12 protein-coding genes are annotated in these 15135 nt (G+C 34.5%); 2 read left to right on the top strand and 10 right to left on the bottom strand.

The window, feature by feature from the left end:
* Positions 1 to 439 precede the first annotated feature (439 nt).
* From ABWU71_RS01605 to ABWU71_RS01615, 3 genes are all read right to left on the bottom strand, one after another.
* Entirely contained in the window at positions 440 to 1201 is a 762-nt protein-coding gene (locus ABWU71_RS01605) for a cytochrome c1 (RefSeq protein WP_410530546.1), read from the bottom strand.
* Complete coding sequence (locus ABWU71_RS01610; RefSeq protein WP_353284630.1) at positions 1201 to 2430, bottom strand: cytochrome b; 1230 nt, start codon at positions 2428 to 2430, stop codon at positions 1201 to 1203. The genes ABWU71_RS01605 and ABWU71_RS01610 overlap by 1 nt, the downstream gene beginning before the upstream one ends.
* Before the next feature lie 104 nt (positions 2431 to 2534).
* Positions 2535 to 2786 carry a DnaJ domain-containing protein gene (locus ABWU71_RS01615; protein WP_353284631.1) on the bottom strand — a complete coding sequence of 84 codons (252 nt, stop codon included), beginning with the start codon at positions 2784 to 2786 and terminating at the stop codon, positions 2535 to 2537.
* A 169-nt stretch (positions 2787 to 2955) separates the two neighbouring features.
* Between ABWU71_RS01615 and ABWU71_RS01620 the strand changes: the two genes are divergently transcribed.
* Both ABWU71_RS01620 and hisS read left to right on the top strand, forming a co-directional pair.
* Positions 2956 to 3528, top strand: coding sequence for a NifU family protein (locus tag ABWU71_RS01620; protein WP_353284862.1), 573 nt, complete (start codon positions 2956 to 2958; stop codon positions 3526 to 3528).
* A complete protein-coding gene (gene hisS, locus ABWU71_RS01625; RefSeq protein ID WP_353284632.1) occupies positions 3525 to 4748 on the top strand; it encodes a histidine--tRNA ligase in 1224 nt (407 codons plus the stop codon). The genes ABWU71_RS01620 and hisS overlap by 4 nt, the downstream gene beginning before the upstream one ends.
* 24 nt (positions 4749 to 4772) lie before the next feature.
* Here the strand turns inward: hisS and surE are convergent, their stop codons facing one another.
* The 7 genes from surE to bamA form a co-directional block, all read right to left on the bottom strand.
* Complete coding sequence (gene surE, locus ABWU71_RS01630) at positions 4773 to 5525, bottom strand: 5'/3'-nucleotidase SurE (RefSeq protein WP_353284633.1); 753 nt, start codon at positions 5523 to 5525, stop codon at positions 4773 to 4775.
* Positions 5526 to 5732: 207 nt separating this feature from the next.
* Entirely contained in the window at positions 5733 to 7076 is a 1344-nt protein-coding gene (gene ffh / locus ABWU71_RS01635; RefSeq protein WP_211907703.1) for a signal recognition particle protein, read from the bottom strand.
* Positions 7061 to 8620: a proton-conducting transporter membrane subunit gene (locus tag ABWU71_RS01640; protein ID WP_353284863.1), complete on the bottom strand. Its 1560-nt coding sequence runs from the start codon at positions 8618 to 8620 to the stop codon at positions 7061 to 7063. Before ABWU71_RS01640 ends, ffh begins: the two co-directional genes overlap by 16 nt.
* A gap of 303 nt (positions 8621 to 8923) precedes the next feature.
* Entirely contained in the window at positions 8924 to 11743 is a 2820-nt protein-coding gene (locus tag ABWU71_RS01645) for an FAD-dependent oxidoreductase (RefSeq protein ID WP_353284864.1), read from the bottom strand.
* A 52-nt stretch (positions 11744 to 11795) separates the two neighbouring features.
* Positions 11796 to 12236, bottom strand: a complete 441-nt coding sequence (fabZ, locus tag ABWU71_RS01650; protein WP_353284865.1) for a 3-hydroxyacyl-ACP dehydratase FabZ — start codon at positions 12234 to 12236, stop codon at positions 11796 to 11798.
* Between the two features lie 4 nt (positions 12237 to 12240).
* On the bottom strand, positions 12241 to 12792 hold the full coding sequence (locus ABWU71_RS01655) for an OmpH family outer membrane protein (protein WP_353284634.1): 552 nt from the start codon (positions 12790 to 12792) through the stop codon (positions 12241 to 12243).
* Positions 12793 to 15129, bottom strand: a complete 2337-nt coding sequence (gene bamA, locus ABWU71_RS01660; RefSeq protein WP_353284635.1) for an outer membrane protein assembly factor BamA — start codon at positions 15127 to 15129, stop codon at positions 12793 to 12795.
* Between the last annotated feature and the right edge of the window lie 6 nt (positions 15130 to 15135).

Genomic DNA, 15135 nt, shown 5'->3' on the forward strand with positions numbered 1-15135 from the left:
TATGAGAAATGCTATAAACGCTGCAATTTAGCTGCTTTTAAATGCAACTAACCTTAGCTATAAATGTTTAAGAAATTTACTAAGCAGAAAAAAAAGGCAAAGAAAACCCGTGGTAGCTAGTTATTACACTCTCTATTTTAAAATTTGACGTTGGGTGATGTCTTGAACGCTTCATAAGCGCGTTTCAGCTTGTATAGGTAAAAACCTAGAAATTTGATAAAGACATACGGTGCACATAGTGCAAAAAATTAAACAATAGTACGCCAAATACAAGTTTTCTCGTCATTTTAACCTGCTGCAGAGATTGCGAAGTTAAATAAAACAGCTTCACTTCCATGATAAGGGGGCTGGCGAAGGGTGTCAAGTAAGTTTTTCGTTTCTATTCCCAATGTTATATGGTTATGCAAGAAGTCTATTGTATTTGAGGCAAAATTGGCTATCACTTCTTTTTATAGAGCTTGCTCCAAATTCTATTGTTAGTTAATACAAAAAACACTGTTAAAATTATAAAATACGCCACTACTTTTAATCCAAGTTTATGCCGGCGCTCTAATTCTGGCTCTGCTGCCCATTGTAAAAAATTTATCACATCATACGCCATATTTTCAACTGTGGCTTGTCTTGTACCATCATATTCCACCATTCCTTCAGAAAGTGGTGGCGCCATAGCTAATCTGCCTGTTGAAAAATACGAATTAAAATATAAATCATTCTCATCGTGCTCGCCGTTTTGATAGCCTGTTAACAGTGAATAGACATAATTTGCACCATCATGCCTTGCTTTAATAATTAACGATAAGTCTGGTGGAACAGCACCATTATTGCTTGCTGCAGCTGCCTCTTTTGAATCAAAAGGTGCAATAAAATAATCCGAAGGTACTCCAGGTCTGTCGAACATTTCACCCATATCATTTGGACCATCTTTAACTTGATAAGAAGCTGCTATTTGTTTTACATCTTCTTCAGAAAAACCGACATCTTGCAAATTACGAAATGCTACCCTATTCATTGAATGACAAGCAGCACAGACTTCTTTATACACTTTATAGCCACGCTGAATTGACTCTCTATCGAAAGATCCGGCAATTCCATCAAATTTCCAGTCCATTTTTTTATTTGGCGATGGCTTGAATTCTTCTGCATACACAAAATTAGCAAAAAACAATATGCAAAGTATAGCTAACATACTTCTCATCAGCATTACTTCATCTCCGGCACAGAATCACTTAAGGTTTTTGGTGGTTCTTTTGGCTTTTCATACTTACTAAGCAATGGTAAAATTATCACAAAGTATGCAAAGTAATAAAGAGTAGATAGCCTACTCATAGTGATGTAAGGCTCTTTTACCTCTTGTCCTCCAAGCCAGGCAAGAAGTGCAAAATTTATCGCAAAAACCCAAAAAAATTTCTTAAACACCGGGCGATAAGCACCACTTTTAACTTTTGATCTATCAAGCCAAGGTAACAAAAACCAAACTAAAATAGACGCGAACATGGTAAGCACACCAGTAAGTTTATCTGGAATCGAACGTAGCATCGCATAAAAAGGTAAAAAATACCACTCTGGCACTATATGTACCGGAGTGACCATAGAATCAGCTTCTATATAATTGTCTGGATGCCCAAGATAATTGGGAGCATAGAAAACAAATGCGAACAAAACTACAAAAAACAGACCAAAAGTTATGCAATCCTTGACTATATAATAGGGATAGAGAGGAATGGTATCTTTATCTGATTTTACCTCCATTCCACTTGGGTTACCAGAGCCAAACCTATGCAGAGCTATCACATGAAGCATAGCTAAAGCAATAATAACAAAAGGCAGAAGATAATGCAGAGCGAAAAAACGGTTAAGTGTTGGATTATCAACGGAAAAACCACCCCATAACCATATAACTATTTTATTGCCAATTAAAGGTATAGCAGAAAATAAGTTGGTTATAACTGTTGCACCCCAGAAACTCATTTGTCCCCAAGGCAATACATATCCCATAAAGGCAGTTGCCACCATTGCAAAAAATATAAATATACCAACAAACCACACCATCTCTCGTGGCCTCTTGTAAGATCCGTAATATAACCCACGCATTATATGAGCATAGACTACCATAAAGAAGAGCGATGCCCCGACAGCATGAGTGTAGCGTATTAACCACCCGTAATTCACATCCCGCATTATACGCTCCACGCTATTAAACGCATAATCAACATGCGGAGTGTAGTGCATAGCAAGAAATATACCTGTTACTATTTGTAAAATTAGCGCTATACCAGCCAAAGAGCCAAAGTTCCAAGCATAATTTAAGTTTTTTGGCACTTGGTAAGAAGCAGTGTGTCTTAGAAAAGAAAATATAGGCAGTCTATATTCTATCCATCCTAATATGCCTTTTTCTTCTTTTATTGCTTCTTTTTTGTTATCTTCCTGCATAACTTAAACCTTTCTGAACACATGTCCATTGCTACTTTTATCTTATTTTTTTATTGTAGCAACTTATCCTTTACGCACAAATAAAAACTTTAAAGCAATATTAATTACCTCTTCAGCAACCTGTCACGTGCTGCGTTTAATTTTTGTGCAAAATATTCCGAGCCTCCCTTATCTGGGTGAACTAATTTCATTAAATTTTGATATGCTTTATTGATTTCATTTTGACTTGCCTCAGGATTCAGCCCCAGTATCTTTAATGCTTCATCCTTGGACATGTTATCACCAGTGTAATTTTCAGTATAACTTCTACTGCTACTAAATTCGTTCAAAAATTTACTCAATATAGAGTTCATCATGAAACTCATATTATTTTTTTTTGTCAGGAAAAGAAAAAATACAACAACGCTAGGCAAGACAAATGTAATTACTATGAATACTAAAAAAAGAAAAAAGATGAATGACATGTATATTTTTTTATCATTTTATGATTAAATAGTAACAATTATAATTGTCATGGTAAATAACATGTTCATCCAGATTGAAGAAACACCAAATCCAAATACACTGAAATTTCTCCCTGGATTTGCAATTCTAAACGAAGGAGAAACGGCTGATTTTTCAAATGCAGATGAAATAAAAAACTCCAAGTTAGCAGCAAATCTTTTTCAAATAGAACAGGTGGTAAGAGTGTTTTTTGGTCATGATTTTATTTCAGTAACAAAATTGGGTGGAATTAATTGGGATACATTAAAAGTAGAAATTTTAACTACAATCATGGATCACTTTACTTCAGGTGGAAAAGCGCTAGATAAAGAAGGAGTAAATGATAATAATATATCAGATGAGGAATTTTTCGATGAAAATGATATAGAAATTGTAAATAGAATAAAAGAATTGATGGAAAGTTATATCAAACCTGCAGTTGCTCAAGACGGTGGTGATATCAAATTTCGTGGCTATAAAGATGGAATAGTTTATGTTGAGTTACAAGGAGCTTGCTCTGGATGCCCAAGTGCTGCAATTACTTTAAAGCAAGGAGTGCAGAATATGCTGAGCCACCACATACCAGAGGTTGCAGGTATAGAGACCACACTATGACTAATCAAACGGTTAGAGGAACAAAAGATCTCCTGTTTGATGAATGGTACAAGTTTAAATACATTGAGCAGACAGCAAACAGAATCTCAAGTTTATACGGCTTTTTGCCTGCTCAAACTCCGATATTTGAATACACGGAGGTTTTTACAAAAACCTTAGGTGATAGCTCAGATATCATCACTAAAGAGATGTATAGCTTCAATGATAAAGGGGGAAAGAGCATAACTTTACGTCCTGAGTTCACTGCAGCGATTGTCAGGCTACTCATTGAAAAAAAACTGCAAACACCGATAAAATTATTCTCAACAGGACCTGCATTTCGCTATGAAAGACCGCAAAAGGGAAGACAAAGGCAATTTCATCAGATAAATTTTGAGATTTTTGGCATAGAAGATCCAAAAGCTGATATTGAATTGATATCACTCGCTCAGCACTTACTAACTGAATTTGGCATCAATAAAAATGTAAAGCTGGAAATCAACTCTTTAGGTGATGGTGAAACAATAACTAAGTATAGAGAAGCTTTGATCTTATACTTTACAAAGTATCAAAATGATCTATCAGAAGATAGCAAAAATAGGTTGATCAAAAACCCACTCAGAATACTGGATTCCAAGGATGAGAAAGATAAATCAATAATTTCTGATGCGCCTAAAATCAGCAATTATTATACGAAAGGGTCCTCAGATTTCTTTGAACAAATACTAAATGGATTAACAATTCTTGATATACCTTATACCGTAAACAATAAACTAGTTCGAGGTTTGGATTATTATTGCCACACAGTGTTTGAGTTTGTTACAGAGGATTTAGGCGCACAAGGGGCAGTTTTTGCCGGTGGAAGATACGATAATTTAGTATCTTCAGTGGGTGGAAAACACACTCCAGCGATAGGATTTGCAGGAGGTATTGAGCGCATAATGGAGTTAATCAATTATTCTCCGAAAGAAGAGCGACCTATTTACCTAATTCCAATCGGTAGAGAGGCTGAAGAATATGCCCTAACACTTGCAAATGAATTGCGCAGAAATGATTTGTATGTGATCTATGAATATAGCGGAGCGCTTAAAACCAGAATGAAAAAAGCAAATCAAGCAAATGCTAAAGCTGCTTTAATTTTTGGCGATGAAGAATTGAGTAGTAAAACTTTAAAGATTAAAAACATGGATACAGGTGAAGAAAAAATAATTGCTCGCGATAACACAATAGAAAACATCTAATTAGGAGCAATGCAAATGTTTTTCTCAGTCAGCTATAGAAGAAAATTCGTCTGCACAAGAATTTTTCATAGCATTCAATGTATCATAATCTGTAAAATCTAATTTTACTGGTGTGATAGTAATAAATCCTTCTTTTATTTTATTTACACTACCACTGCCTGAGTGCTCTCGAGACCAATTTAAGCTAAAAGAGCCATTCGAATTTTCAGTAAAAGTTAAATCCCCATCAATGTTATATTCACCTTGTTCAGCAAATTCTACTCCTTTTACTTTTTCCGTAGCAGGAAAATTTACACTCATCACTATGTTTTTAGGCCAACCAACCTTAACTAGCTTGGCAATAACCTTTGGTGCAAAAACCTTTGTATTGTGCCAGTCTATTTTATCATGATAAACTTGGCTCAGCGCAATAGAAGGTATAGACCTTGCAGCACCTTCCATTACAGCACCAATTGTTCCTGAATAACAAATATCGTCCCCGACATTTGATCCAATATTTACTCCGGACAATATTAAGCCTGGTTTTTTATTCATAACTTTATTTAGCGCAATAATGACACAATCTGCAGGAGTACCAGACACACTAAATTCCCTTCCACTATGTTGTTTTATTCCAATAGATTGTTTCACTGGATAATCAAGAGATCTTGCAGCTCCGCTTCTATCAGTATCTGGGGCCACTATCCATATTTCTGACGCAAAATTCCGTGCAACCTCTTTGAGTAATTTTATTCCTTCACTTCCAAAGCCATCATCGTTTGTTATTAATATTATCATATACAATACTCAGCTATACAGTTCCAAATTGTGTAAATCACTGGCCGTAAATAAACTCATGAGGCTTTAAGTTTCCTTGCATAACTATGAACTGTAACAAAGAACCTGCTGTTAATCAATAAGAAAAGATTAGGAGTGCAAACAGAGAAGCTGTAAATTTTTTGCGAGACCTAAGCCGGCTTTTGATATAGCTAAAGGTAAGGTCACTCACTTTCTGCTCAGCATATCCATTAAATCAGACTCTTTGAGTTTACTATGGTCAACTTTACTGAACTTATTTACCATAGAGCTCATTTGATTATACTGCTTAATTAGAAGATTAACGTCAGTTACACTTGTTCCGGACCCCTTAGAAATTCTAAGTCTTCTTTTGCCATTTAAAATATCTGGATTTTGCCTTTCTTTTTCGGTCATTGAGTTTATGATGGCTATATATTTTTTCACTTTATTGTCATCTGGCACACTGCTACTTAGCTTTTTTGTGAATGAACTAGGAATGAATTTCATTATGTTGCTAATGCCATCCATTTTACTCAGAGTTTTTAACATTCCCACTAGGTCGTTTAGGTCGAATTTACCCTTTTTTACTTTCTTTTGTAACTTATCAATTTCTTCCTGACCAACAATCTCAGCAGCTTTTTCGACCAATGATACAACATCACCCATGCTAAGTATCCTTTTTGCAATTCTATCGGGATAAAAATCATCGAGGTCACTTAATTTTTCACCACAAGCAATAAATTTAATTGGACAATCGGTGATCATTTTCATAGAAAGAGCAGCACCACCACGTGCATCACCATCAACACGGGTGAGAATAATGCCGGTTACACCTATTACCTCATTGAATGATTTGGCAATGTTGACCGCATCCTGGCCTATCATTGCGTCGGCTACTAAAATAACTTCTGCAGGTGAAGCTATTTCCTTTACGGCTTTCAACTCATTCATCATATTATTGTCAATATGAAGCCTGCCTGCGGTGTCTAGTATTAATACATCATAATTATCGTTCTTTGCTGCTGCCAGTGCCCTTTTTGTAATTGCAATAGGCTCCTCATTTATTACTATAGATAAAGTTTGTACGTCTATCTGTTTACCCAGCACCTCAAGTTGTTTCTGGGCAGCCGGCCTATAAATGTCTAAAGAGGCAAGCATCACTTTTTTCTTTTGCTTTTTTAGCTTTAAAGCAAGCTTTCCTGAGGTAGTTGTTTTACCTGCACCTTGTAAGCCCACCATCATAATCACAGCAGGAGGTTTAACTGCTAGATTTAAGTCACTTTTCTCTGATCCGAGAACTGCAACTAAATTATCCTGCACAATTTTAATTATCATTTGTGCTGGAGAAACACTTTTTATGACTTTTTCCCCAATCACTTTATCTTTAATGTCGTTGATGAATTTTTTTGCAACTTCAAGTGAAACGTCAGCTTCAATTAAAGCTATACGTATTTCACGCATGGCAAGATTAAAATCATCTTCAGAAATGATTGACTTTCCTCTCAGTTTACTAAATACAGAATTCAAACTTTCAGTTAACGATTTAAACATAATAGCATTAGTAGAATACTCATTAAAAAGAGAGAAGAAGCTGAAACAAAACCCACTGAGTTATAACCCAGCACTTCTTTAAGTTTAGTAATATTATTAAAGTATAAACCAGTAAGTGGATTAGTCAAGTTTTGCACTACGCTGGCAAACATTTCTCTAGTTTTAGAGACTAACTGATTGAACAGCAAGACAATATAGGATATGAAAGCTCTAAAAATCCAATCAACATCCATTTTAAAATTTACTCTCGGGTAAAATAACTTGCGTAAAGGAATAAACAATAAAGTGGTACATAGTAACAAATTAAATTGCGACAAAACATTTTTTGTGTTGTACACAAAATCGAAAATCGAAGGTTTATTGTAAATAGGTAAGTAAGGATTGCCAGCGATTACGCATATAAATGCTAAAATAATCATAGTCATTTTGCCTCCCCTCTCTGCTAAAGGTTTTGACTTACTTTTTGCAATAAATAAGTAATAAAGAAACTTTAGCCCCACGCTTAAATGAAGAAGCAAATTTAGAACCTTATATAAATTTTTATACCCTTTTAAGGCAACAGTGTTCATTTCAATTTCAGATGTGATATATGATTTACTGATAAATCCAACGGTTCCAGGAAATGCAGCCATTGTAAGTATTGCGATTATAGCACACATGCCTTCCATTGACATCAGTTTACCCACTCCATTAAAACTAATTGTTTTTGTTTGTGAAATAATCGAATTACTGACCACAAACAATAATGATTGATAAACAAGAGAGAAGATTATATGCAGTATCAAAATTGGTATTGCTTTTTCCGAAGGACTGAGCAAACTTCCTGCAATAATCAGCAAGCCCATTTGTCCTACAACGTTATAGCATAAAAATCTGCGAATATTTTGCTCAAGAGAAGCAAATATAATGCTGTAAATTGCAGTGATGGCGCCTACAAGCGCTAATATTTCAGTACAATCTTGCCATAGGTTATAAGTGTGTAAAAGCATCACTAAAAAAGAGACTTTAGTGGTAAATAAAGAGAGATATGTAGTGCCATGTAGCGATGCAGCAGGATATGCATCAACAACCCAAAACGAAAAAGGAAAACAAGCGCAGTTTATCAATAAACCCAAAATTATCAGGTTAGTGCTTTGAAGTGCCAATCCTGCTATTAATATAACTCCAACGAAAAAGTGTACACAAGCGTACCTTATTGCAGGTTCACTATCTCTACAGCCAGCTGCGATAGTAAAAAATGCACTGACGGTCATTAATTCACAGAATATTATAACCAATATCATATGTTCAGATAAAACTGCATAAAGTGAACTAATAGTGTAAGCAGTAAAAGATAGCATCTCTGAAAAAGTCAAATTTTGTGCTGGTAGAACAGCTAAAAATGCAACTGATAAAAAAGATATTAGTATGGTACGAAAAGATAAATCAAAATCTAGAATTGGGAGAGACCAATTTACTGCAATGCTCAAATTTTCAGGTAATTTTAGGACTATAACTATTAATACAGTCAGTAGAAGTAACAGTGACGATTTATAAAGTTGCACAATAATTAAAACCAATATGGTTTATGCTATCTCAATATATGAATAAAATCAATTTGCATATTAACCACTAATTAAACTAATTATCATATAATTATATCAGAGTTTAGAGGGTTATAGAGAAACCGGTCAGATTAGGTTTTTAATCTAATCTGACCTATAGCTTTAATAGTGAGGTAAGCTTTAATATAGCATTCCTAATTCATAATGCTACACTCGTGCATAATTTATTTTTAATTTGTGCACGAGCGTTAGTAAATTATTTACTTTTTGAAATAAAATTTGGCATCACTTTAATATTGAGACTTAGTAAACCTCAGTAGGGCTGCCAGTTGGGCCCATAAGAATTATTTGCTCGCCTTCTCTTAAGTGTCTGCATAAATTAGTGGAGCCGCCGATTTCCAGCACAATAGTGGAAATAATTCCTTTTTTTTTGTCTACTTCAGTGCCGGTTACGGCTATACCTTCCATAGCAAGGTTTGTATTATTGGCTTTTCTGCCATTGGTTTCAAAATTTTGCAATCTAAAGAATTGCCCAGGTTTAAAATTCTTTGCCGCAAGAGGTGCTTTGATCACTATTTCCACAACTTTGTCTGTTAAATATTGAACTTTTATAACCTTTGCAGTGAATTGCTCTTTGATTCTATTGAAGAATTCTTTATTAGCCAGGTGTTCTCCAGCATGTGACACTGGAATCTGCGTTTCTTCACTCAAAAGCTGAGAAATGATAGGGTAACCATTCTTAGCACTTGCCATAGCTTTCACGACGCTGCCGCTATACGAAGGGTGAAGATCACCAAAAAAGCTGATTGTTTTATTGCCTTGCTTGTACACTAATATTCTATCTTTATTTTGCACTTTAGGAGAAAATATTGGGTCTATTTCTTTTCCCAATGAATTCAATTGAGTAAAATACCCATTACTTAATTTAAAATGCCTTTTATCTTCTGTTGCAATAACTGTATTTGGCTCAGTACCTGCTGCTATAAAAATAGAACGTGCTTTTATACGTTTGATTTCGCCGGATTTTGTGTCTATTAGTTTTATTGATTCAGCATGGTTATATTTATCCGTCACAACTTCAACTGGCTCTAAATTTTCAATAAAGTAAATCCCTTCTGATAATGCGTTTTGCACCTCTTCGCTATTTGATCGATAACTTGGCGAGTCTTTCAGCTCTTTTCTATATACAACTTTCACTCCCCCAAGACTCTGCATTAACTCTAATATTTTTATTTCTCTACTCTCTTTTTTTGCTAATTCTTGCTCTGCTTGGATCAATTTTGCGTGCGATATGAGCTCATTCGCAATTTCGTGCTCTTCTTCTGTCCAATCTTTTTCAACACAGTCCTTTCCATACTTATCAACTAATATCTCATAACGAAGAAGAAATTTTTCTACTTGAATTGGATAATACGCTAAAGCTTCAGTGGCAGTGTCAATCGCAGTAAGCCCAGCCCCTATTACAACTATCGGCATACGAACTTGCAGATTTGCTATAGAATCAAATTTAAGAGCGCCAGTCAGTTGTAACGACATAAGAAAGTCAGATGCCATACGCACTCCACGAGCTAGTATATTCTTTATTTTGATCATTCGTGGCTTGCCAGAGCCAAGTGCTAGGGCGATGTGATCAAAACCCAAGTTGAAAGCATCATCAACATTAATCGTGCCACCAAAACGAATGCCTCCATAAAGTGCGAAATGCTCACGTCTTTCCAGCAGTAATCTAATAATCTTTAAGTAATTCTTATCCCACCGAGAAGTAATACCATATTCTGCCACCCCACCAAACCCTCCTGCCGTGCGTTCACTCAATTTTTCGTGTTTGAAATCTTTAATTAGCTGGAAATCATCGATCAAAGGTTCAATCTTTAGTCCATCAATGGCGATAACGTTATGCCCATCATTCAACAAATGATGAGCTAAATTAAAACCAGCAGGACCAAGGCCTACAACTAGAACGTTTTTTTCGGTGTTTTCTCTTGGCAATGAACGCTGAAAATTTAAAGGATTCCAACGGCTGAGCAGAGAATATATTTCAAATCCGTACGGTAAACTGAGCACATCATCCAGAATCCTTGTTTCAATTGCTGGCACATTTACGGGTTCTTGTTTTTGATATATGCACGAATTCATGCAGTCATTGCATATTCTGTGTCCAGTAGCCGCACATAATGGGTTATCTATCATCACAATTGCAAGACTTGCTATGCTGTACCCTTCGCTTTTCACCAGATTCATTTCTGATATTTTCTGCTCTAGTGGGCAGCCGTGCAGTTCAACTTTAAGTGGAGACTTTTTGAAAGTATTGTCATCATTAATTAGCCCCTTTGAGCAGCTATCCTTACTTTGCTTATGACAAAATATGCAGTAGTGAGCATTATCTAGTGCTTTATTCAAACTCACCTTTTTGCTTGTTAGGTCAAAACCATATCGTCTTTTTACTTCATTTGAATACAGCACTTCAACTTTGTCTACTTCTTTTTTAGAAAATGGTATGAGGTTTTCATGGTCGATTTTTTTATGAATACTGAATAATATACTCTGTTTATTTTTTACTCTCCACACTGCATATTGTGCCGCAAGTTCTATTTCTTCTTTGTGATTTTCTTTATCTTCAAACCAATGCATCACCTGCTCGGCAAAATTTTTTTCTGTTGTTGGCAAAGTGAGAAAATGACTTAGTTTGTTAGTAATATCTATATTCGCCACATTAGTGTATTTCTTCAATGCGTAGCGTTGGACAAATAACCTTTTGCATTTATATATTACAGCAAAGTCATTGTGTTTTTTCTTTAGCTCTTCTATTTCTTTTTCAATGTTGAAAAGTTTTGCAATAAATTCATCAAGTAAGTACGAAAGGTCTATTATTAACTGACTATCTGTCATCCCAGTACTTGACCGTCCTTCTTGTTTTCTAGATCCCAGTGTCAAGCACTGGGATGACGGGGGGTGACACTGGGATGACATCGAAGAAGAAGCTGCTTTTTTTCTTGCTTCAATTAATGAACAAAATAAATTTTCATCGCACGATTTGATATAATTCAAAAATGTCTCATCTAATTTTATTAATCCATTGCGAGTATATAGATTAGAAAATGAGATGTTGAAATTCAGTTGCATTGCTATATTATATAGTGCGCACACTATAGAGATAGTTTTTTATAGATGAAAATTACTGAATTTGCGTATTTTGCAACATAGCTAAAATCGTTGCTTCTGCAACCTTTTCTTCACCAACACACGCAATACACTCAAATTTACATGCACTTAAACGTGCGTTTTTAACATTAGCTTGAAGAATAAGTGTGTCCCCTGGAGTGACTGGCTTTCTGAATTTTGCATTTTCAATAGACATAAAGTAAATAGCTTTGTTTTCTATTGTTTCTTTACCAAGAACACATATTGCAGATGCCTGAGCTAGAGATTCAATTATCAAGACTCCTGGCATTATTGGATGACCAGGGAAATGACCAATAAAAAACGGCTCATTGAAAGTCACATTTTTGATTGCTTTTATACTTTTGCCAGGGTCGCATTCTATAACCCTATCTACTAAGAGGAACGGATAAGAATGTGGTAATATTTTTATAATATCACTGATATTAAATTGCATAAGCCTACTCAATGCCTTTTAAAGCAAATTCAGGTACTTCCTTGTTTATATTTTTTAATACCATATCCGATAAATCAACTTCATCCATGGAGTATAAAACTTGGTTCTTTTTTGAAATAAATAGTACCAAATCTATGTTGTTTTTTTCTGCCGTTTTTTTAGCAACTTCTTTTATCTTGTTAAAAACACTCTCTACTGCATCTCTATAACTTTCTTCTAAATACAACATTTTTTTAGCGTAATTATCTCTAACGTTTACAGTGTGCTTATTAAACTGTTCTGTCTTTTCCTTTTTTGCTTCTTCTGACAAAAGTTCAAATTCTTCTTTTGATGGCTTAAGTTTTTCTAACTCACTTTCAAATTCTTGTTGTAGTCTAGAATTCTGCTCCTTTATTTGCTGTTGTATGTTTTGCAGAGCAAGGGACTCATTGATAACTTTATCACTATCAATAATGGCAGCCTTTGTGTTCTGAGGTTGATATCCTACAAACTTATACCCCACAAATAAGGAAATAATTAAGGCAATAACTGATATAAATAACTGTATATATTTCATTCAAATCCCCGCTTCAATAGAAAATTTAACATTTGGTGATGGTATTATATCATAAGATTCCTTTACTAAAGGAAACCCGAAATCCAATCTAAGTCTACCAAAAGGAGAAGGCATTGAAAAGCCAAAACCTGGTGACACTCTTATAAGCTTACTATCATTATATGGATCTTTATATTTCCCATTTTTATCATCTAAGCCAAAAAGTGTTGCATAGTCAACAAATAATGAGCCTTTGATACCAGCACAGTCATATAGTTTTGGTAGTGGAAAATCTACTTGCTGTGTTAAATTAAAATAAGTTTTGCCTCCTAGTGAGCTTTTATTTTTGTCATTTGTTCTTGGTCCAATACCAGAGAGGTCAAATCCTCTAATTTCATTACTACCTTTAAAAAAGTGCTGGCCAATGTTTAGGTCTTCATCGGTATAAGAAAAAACATGACCTGCTGCCATCTTAAAGCGTAATATTATGCTATCGTCAATTTTACTTAATATAGGATGCGTGTAAAAAGACAAGAACTCAGATTTTAGGAAGTTTACATTCCCTCCCAATCCTGAAATATCCTGACTTAAGCGCAGTAAATACCCTTCTTTTGGAGTATAGAGGTTATCCAGTTTATTATACGCTAATGTGTACCCTACTGATGAAATCTGATGTTCACCTTCTTGCCCCTTTATTATATCAGAGATGTCATTGTCTTTTTCACCCTTATTATCCATGTGTATACGGTTATACTTGTAAGAGTAGCGAATGGAATTAGTTAAGTTTTCTATAACTTTATATGATAATTTTGTTGAAAATCCCATGTCACAACTGTCAAAGCTAGTGTGTGGTTTATCTTGTTTTTCATAAAATACGCCCACACCTAGTGATGTATCAGAATCGTTAAAATTGTTTTCAACAACCTCTACATTAGTAGAAAGTGAATATTTATTTTTCTCAAGAGCAAAAGAGAACTCTTTACCACTACCAAATAAATTACGATCTGTGAAATCAGTTTTTACAAATGCTCCGCCAGGAAAGGACATACCTCCTGCTAAAGATAATGAGGCAGTTCTTTTTTCTTTAACATTTAAGTCAAGATTTACTGCATTGTCATTAACTGCGTAACTATTTACTTTTACTGTTTCAAAAAAATCACTACTCATTAGTTTTTTACGTGATTTTTGAATCTCAGATATATTGTACGCATCACCTTCTGCTATACTTAGCTTACTTCTGATCACCTTATCTAAAGTGCGATCATTACCATCAATTGTAATTTGATTTATATAAATCTTTTTACCCGGCAGCACTCTGTAGGTCACATCCACAACATTGTCACGTTGTGCATACTCTGGATTAACTTTTGCAAATATATATCCTTTCTCATTTAAATACTTGTTTATTTTTTCTACTGTATTATTAATTTTAACTCTATTAAATATCTTATCGTTTTCCTCTGTTATAAAGTCCAATATTTCTTCTTTTAGGCTTAAATCCTGAATTTCAGTTTCAATATTAACCTCATTATTTCCAAACAAATATTGCTGTCCTTCGTCAATCAAAAAAGTCAACTCTATCTGATTGTTATTATTAACCTCAACAATCGGTTGAATATTATTTTGAATATATCCTTTAGATGAATAAAAACGATCGAGCAATTCTGTGTTAATCAATAAATATTGTGGTGAATAACGAGTTCCGCCCTTAAACATGGCTCTAAATAACTTACTAAATATGTCATTACTATGCACTTTAATAGCTTGCTCTAGCTCGTTTTCAGAAAAGTTTTTGTTACCTATAAATCTTATATCCTTAACTTTAGAGGTTTTACCTTCTTTTATTTTGAAAATTAGATTGACCCTATTACTATCGAGCTTCTCCAACTCATATTCAATTTTAACGCCGACTTTGCCATTATTTCTATAAGTAGTAACTAAATTCATTAAATCGCTTTGCAATTTCGTTTCAGTGAAAATAGTTAGCGATTTTGACTGAATCACATTATTTAGTAACTCTTTGCTATTAAATAACTTATTACCCTTTAATATTATCTTGTTAACTAGTGGATTCTCTTGAATTTTTACTACTAAATTTTTTTCATCATCAACATAAGCGTTAACGCTAGCAAACAACTTTGTTTTATATAGATCTTTTATAATTGAATCTATATCATCATCTTTTACATAATCACCAGGTTTTAGTTTTATATAGAACCCTATTGTCTGGTTGCTTACCCTCTCATTACCAATACATTTGACATCTTTCACCTGCACTTTTTCCGCAGTTCCCAAAGCAATAAGCAGGGCAGGAAAAGAAATAAAAACCACTACCAGTATATAAAATAGCTTTTTCATATCTTG

The sequence above is a fragment of the Wolbachia endosymbiont (group A) of Lasioglossum fulvicorne genome (assembly GCF_964028605.1).
Taxonomy (GTDB): Bacteria; Pseudomonadota; Alphaproteobacteria; order Rickettsiales; family Anaplasmataceae; genus Wolbachia.

Bases quoted from the DNA above. Each gene is read 5' to 3' on its own strand.
- ABWU71_RS01605 (WP_410530546.1), bottom strand. From the start codon at position 1,201: ATGCTGATGAGAAGTATGTTAGCTATACTTTGCATATTGTTTTTTGCT.
- ABWU71_RS01610 (WP_353284630.1), bottom strand. From the start codon at position 2,430: ATGCAGGAAGATAACAAAAAAGAAGCAATAAAAGAAGAAAAAGGCATA.
- ABWU71_RS01615 (WP_353284631.1), bottom strand. From the start codon at position 2,786: ATGATGAACTCTATATTGAGTAAATTTTTGAACGAATTTAGTAGCAGT.
- ABWU71_RS01620 (WP_353284862.1), top strand. From the start codon at position 2,956: ATGTTCATCCAGATTGAAGAAACACCAAATCCAAATACACTGAAATTT.
- hisS (WP_353284632.1), top strand. From the start codon at position 3,525: ATGACTAATCAAACGGTTAGAGGAACAAAAGATCTCCTGTTTGATGAA.
- surE (WP_353284633.1), bottom strand. From the start codon at position 5,525: ATGATAATATTAATAACAAACGATGATGGCTTTGGAAGTGAAGGAATA.
- ffh (WP_211907703.1), bottom strand. From the start codon at position 7,076: ATGTTTAAATCGTTAACTGAAAGTTTGAATTCTGTATTTAGTAAACTG.
- ABWU71_RS01645 (WP_353284864.1), bottom strand. From the start codon at position 11,743: ATGCAACTGAATTTCAACATCTCATTTTCTAATCTATATACTCGCAAT.
- fabZ (WP_353284865.1), bottom strand. From the start codon at position 12,236: ATGCAATTTAATATCAGTGATATTATAAAAATATTACCACATTCTTAT.
- ABWU71_RS01655 (WP_353284634.1), bottom strand. From the start codon at position 12,792: ATGAAATATATACAGTTATTTATATCAGTTATTGCCTTAATTATTTCC.
- bamA (WP_353284635.1), bottom strand. From the start codon at position 15,129: ATGAAAAAGCTATTTTATATACTGGTAGTGGTTTTTATTTCTTTTCCT.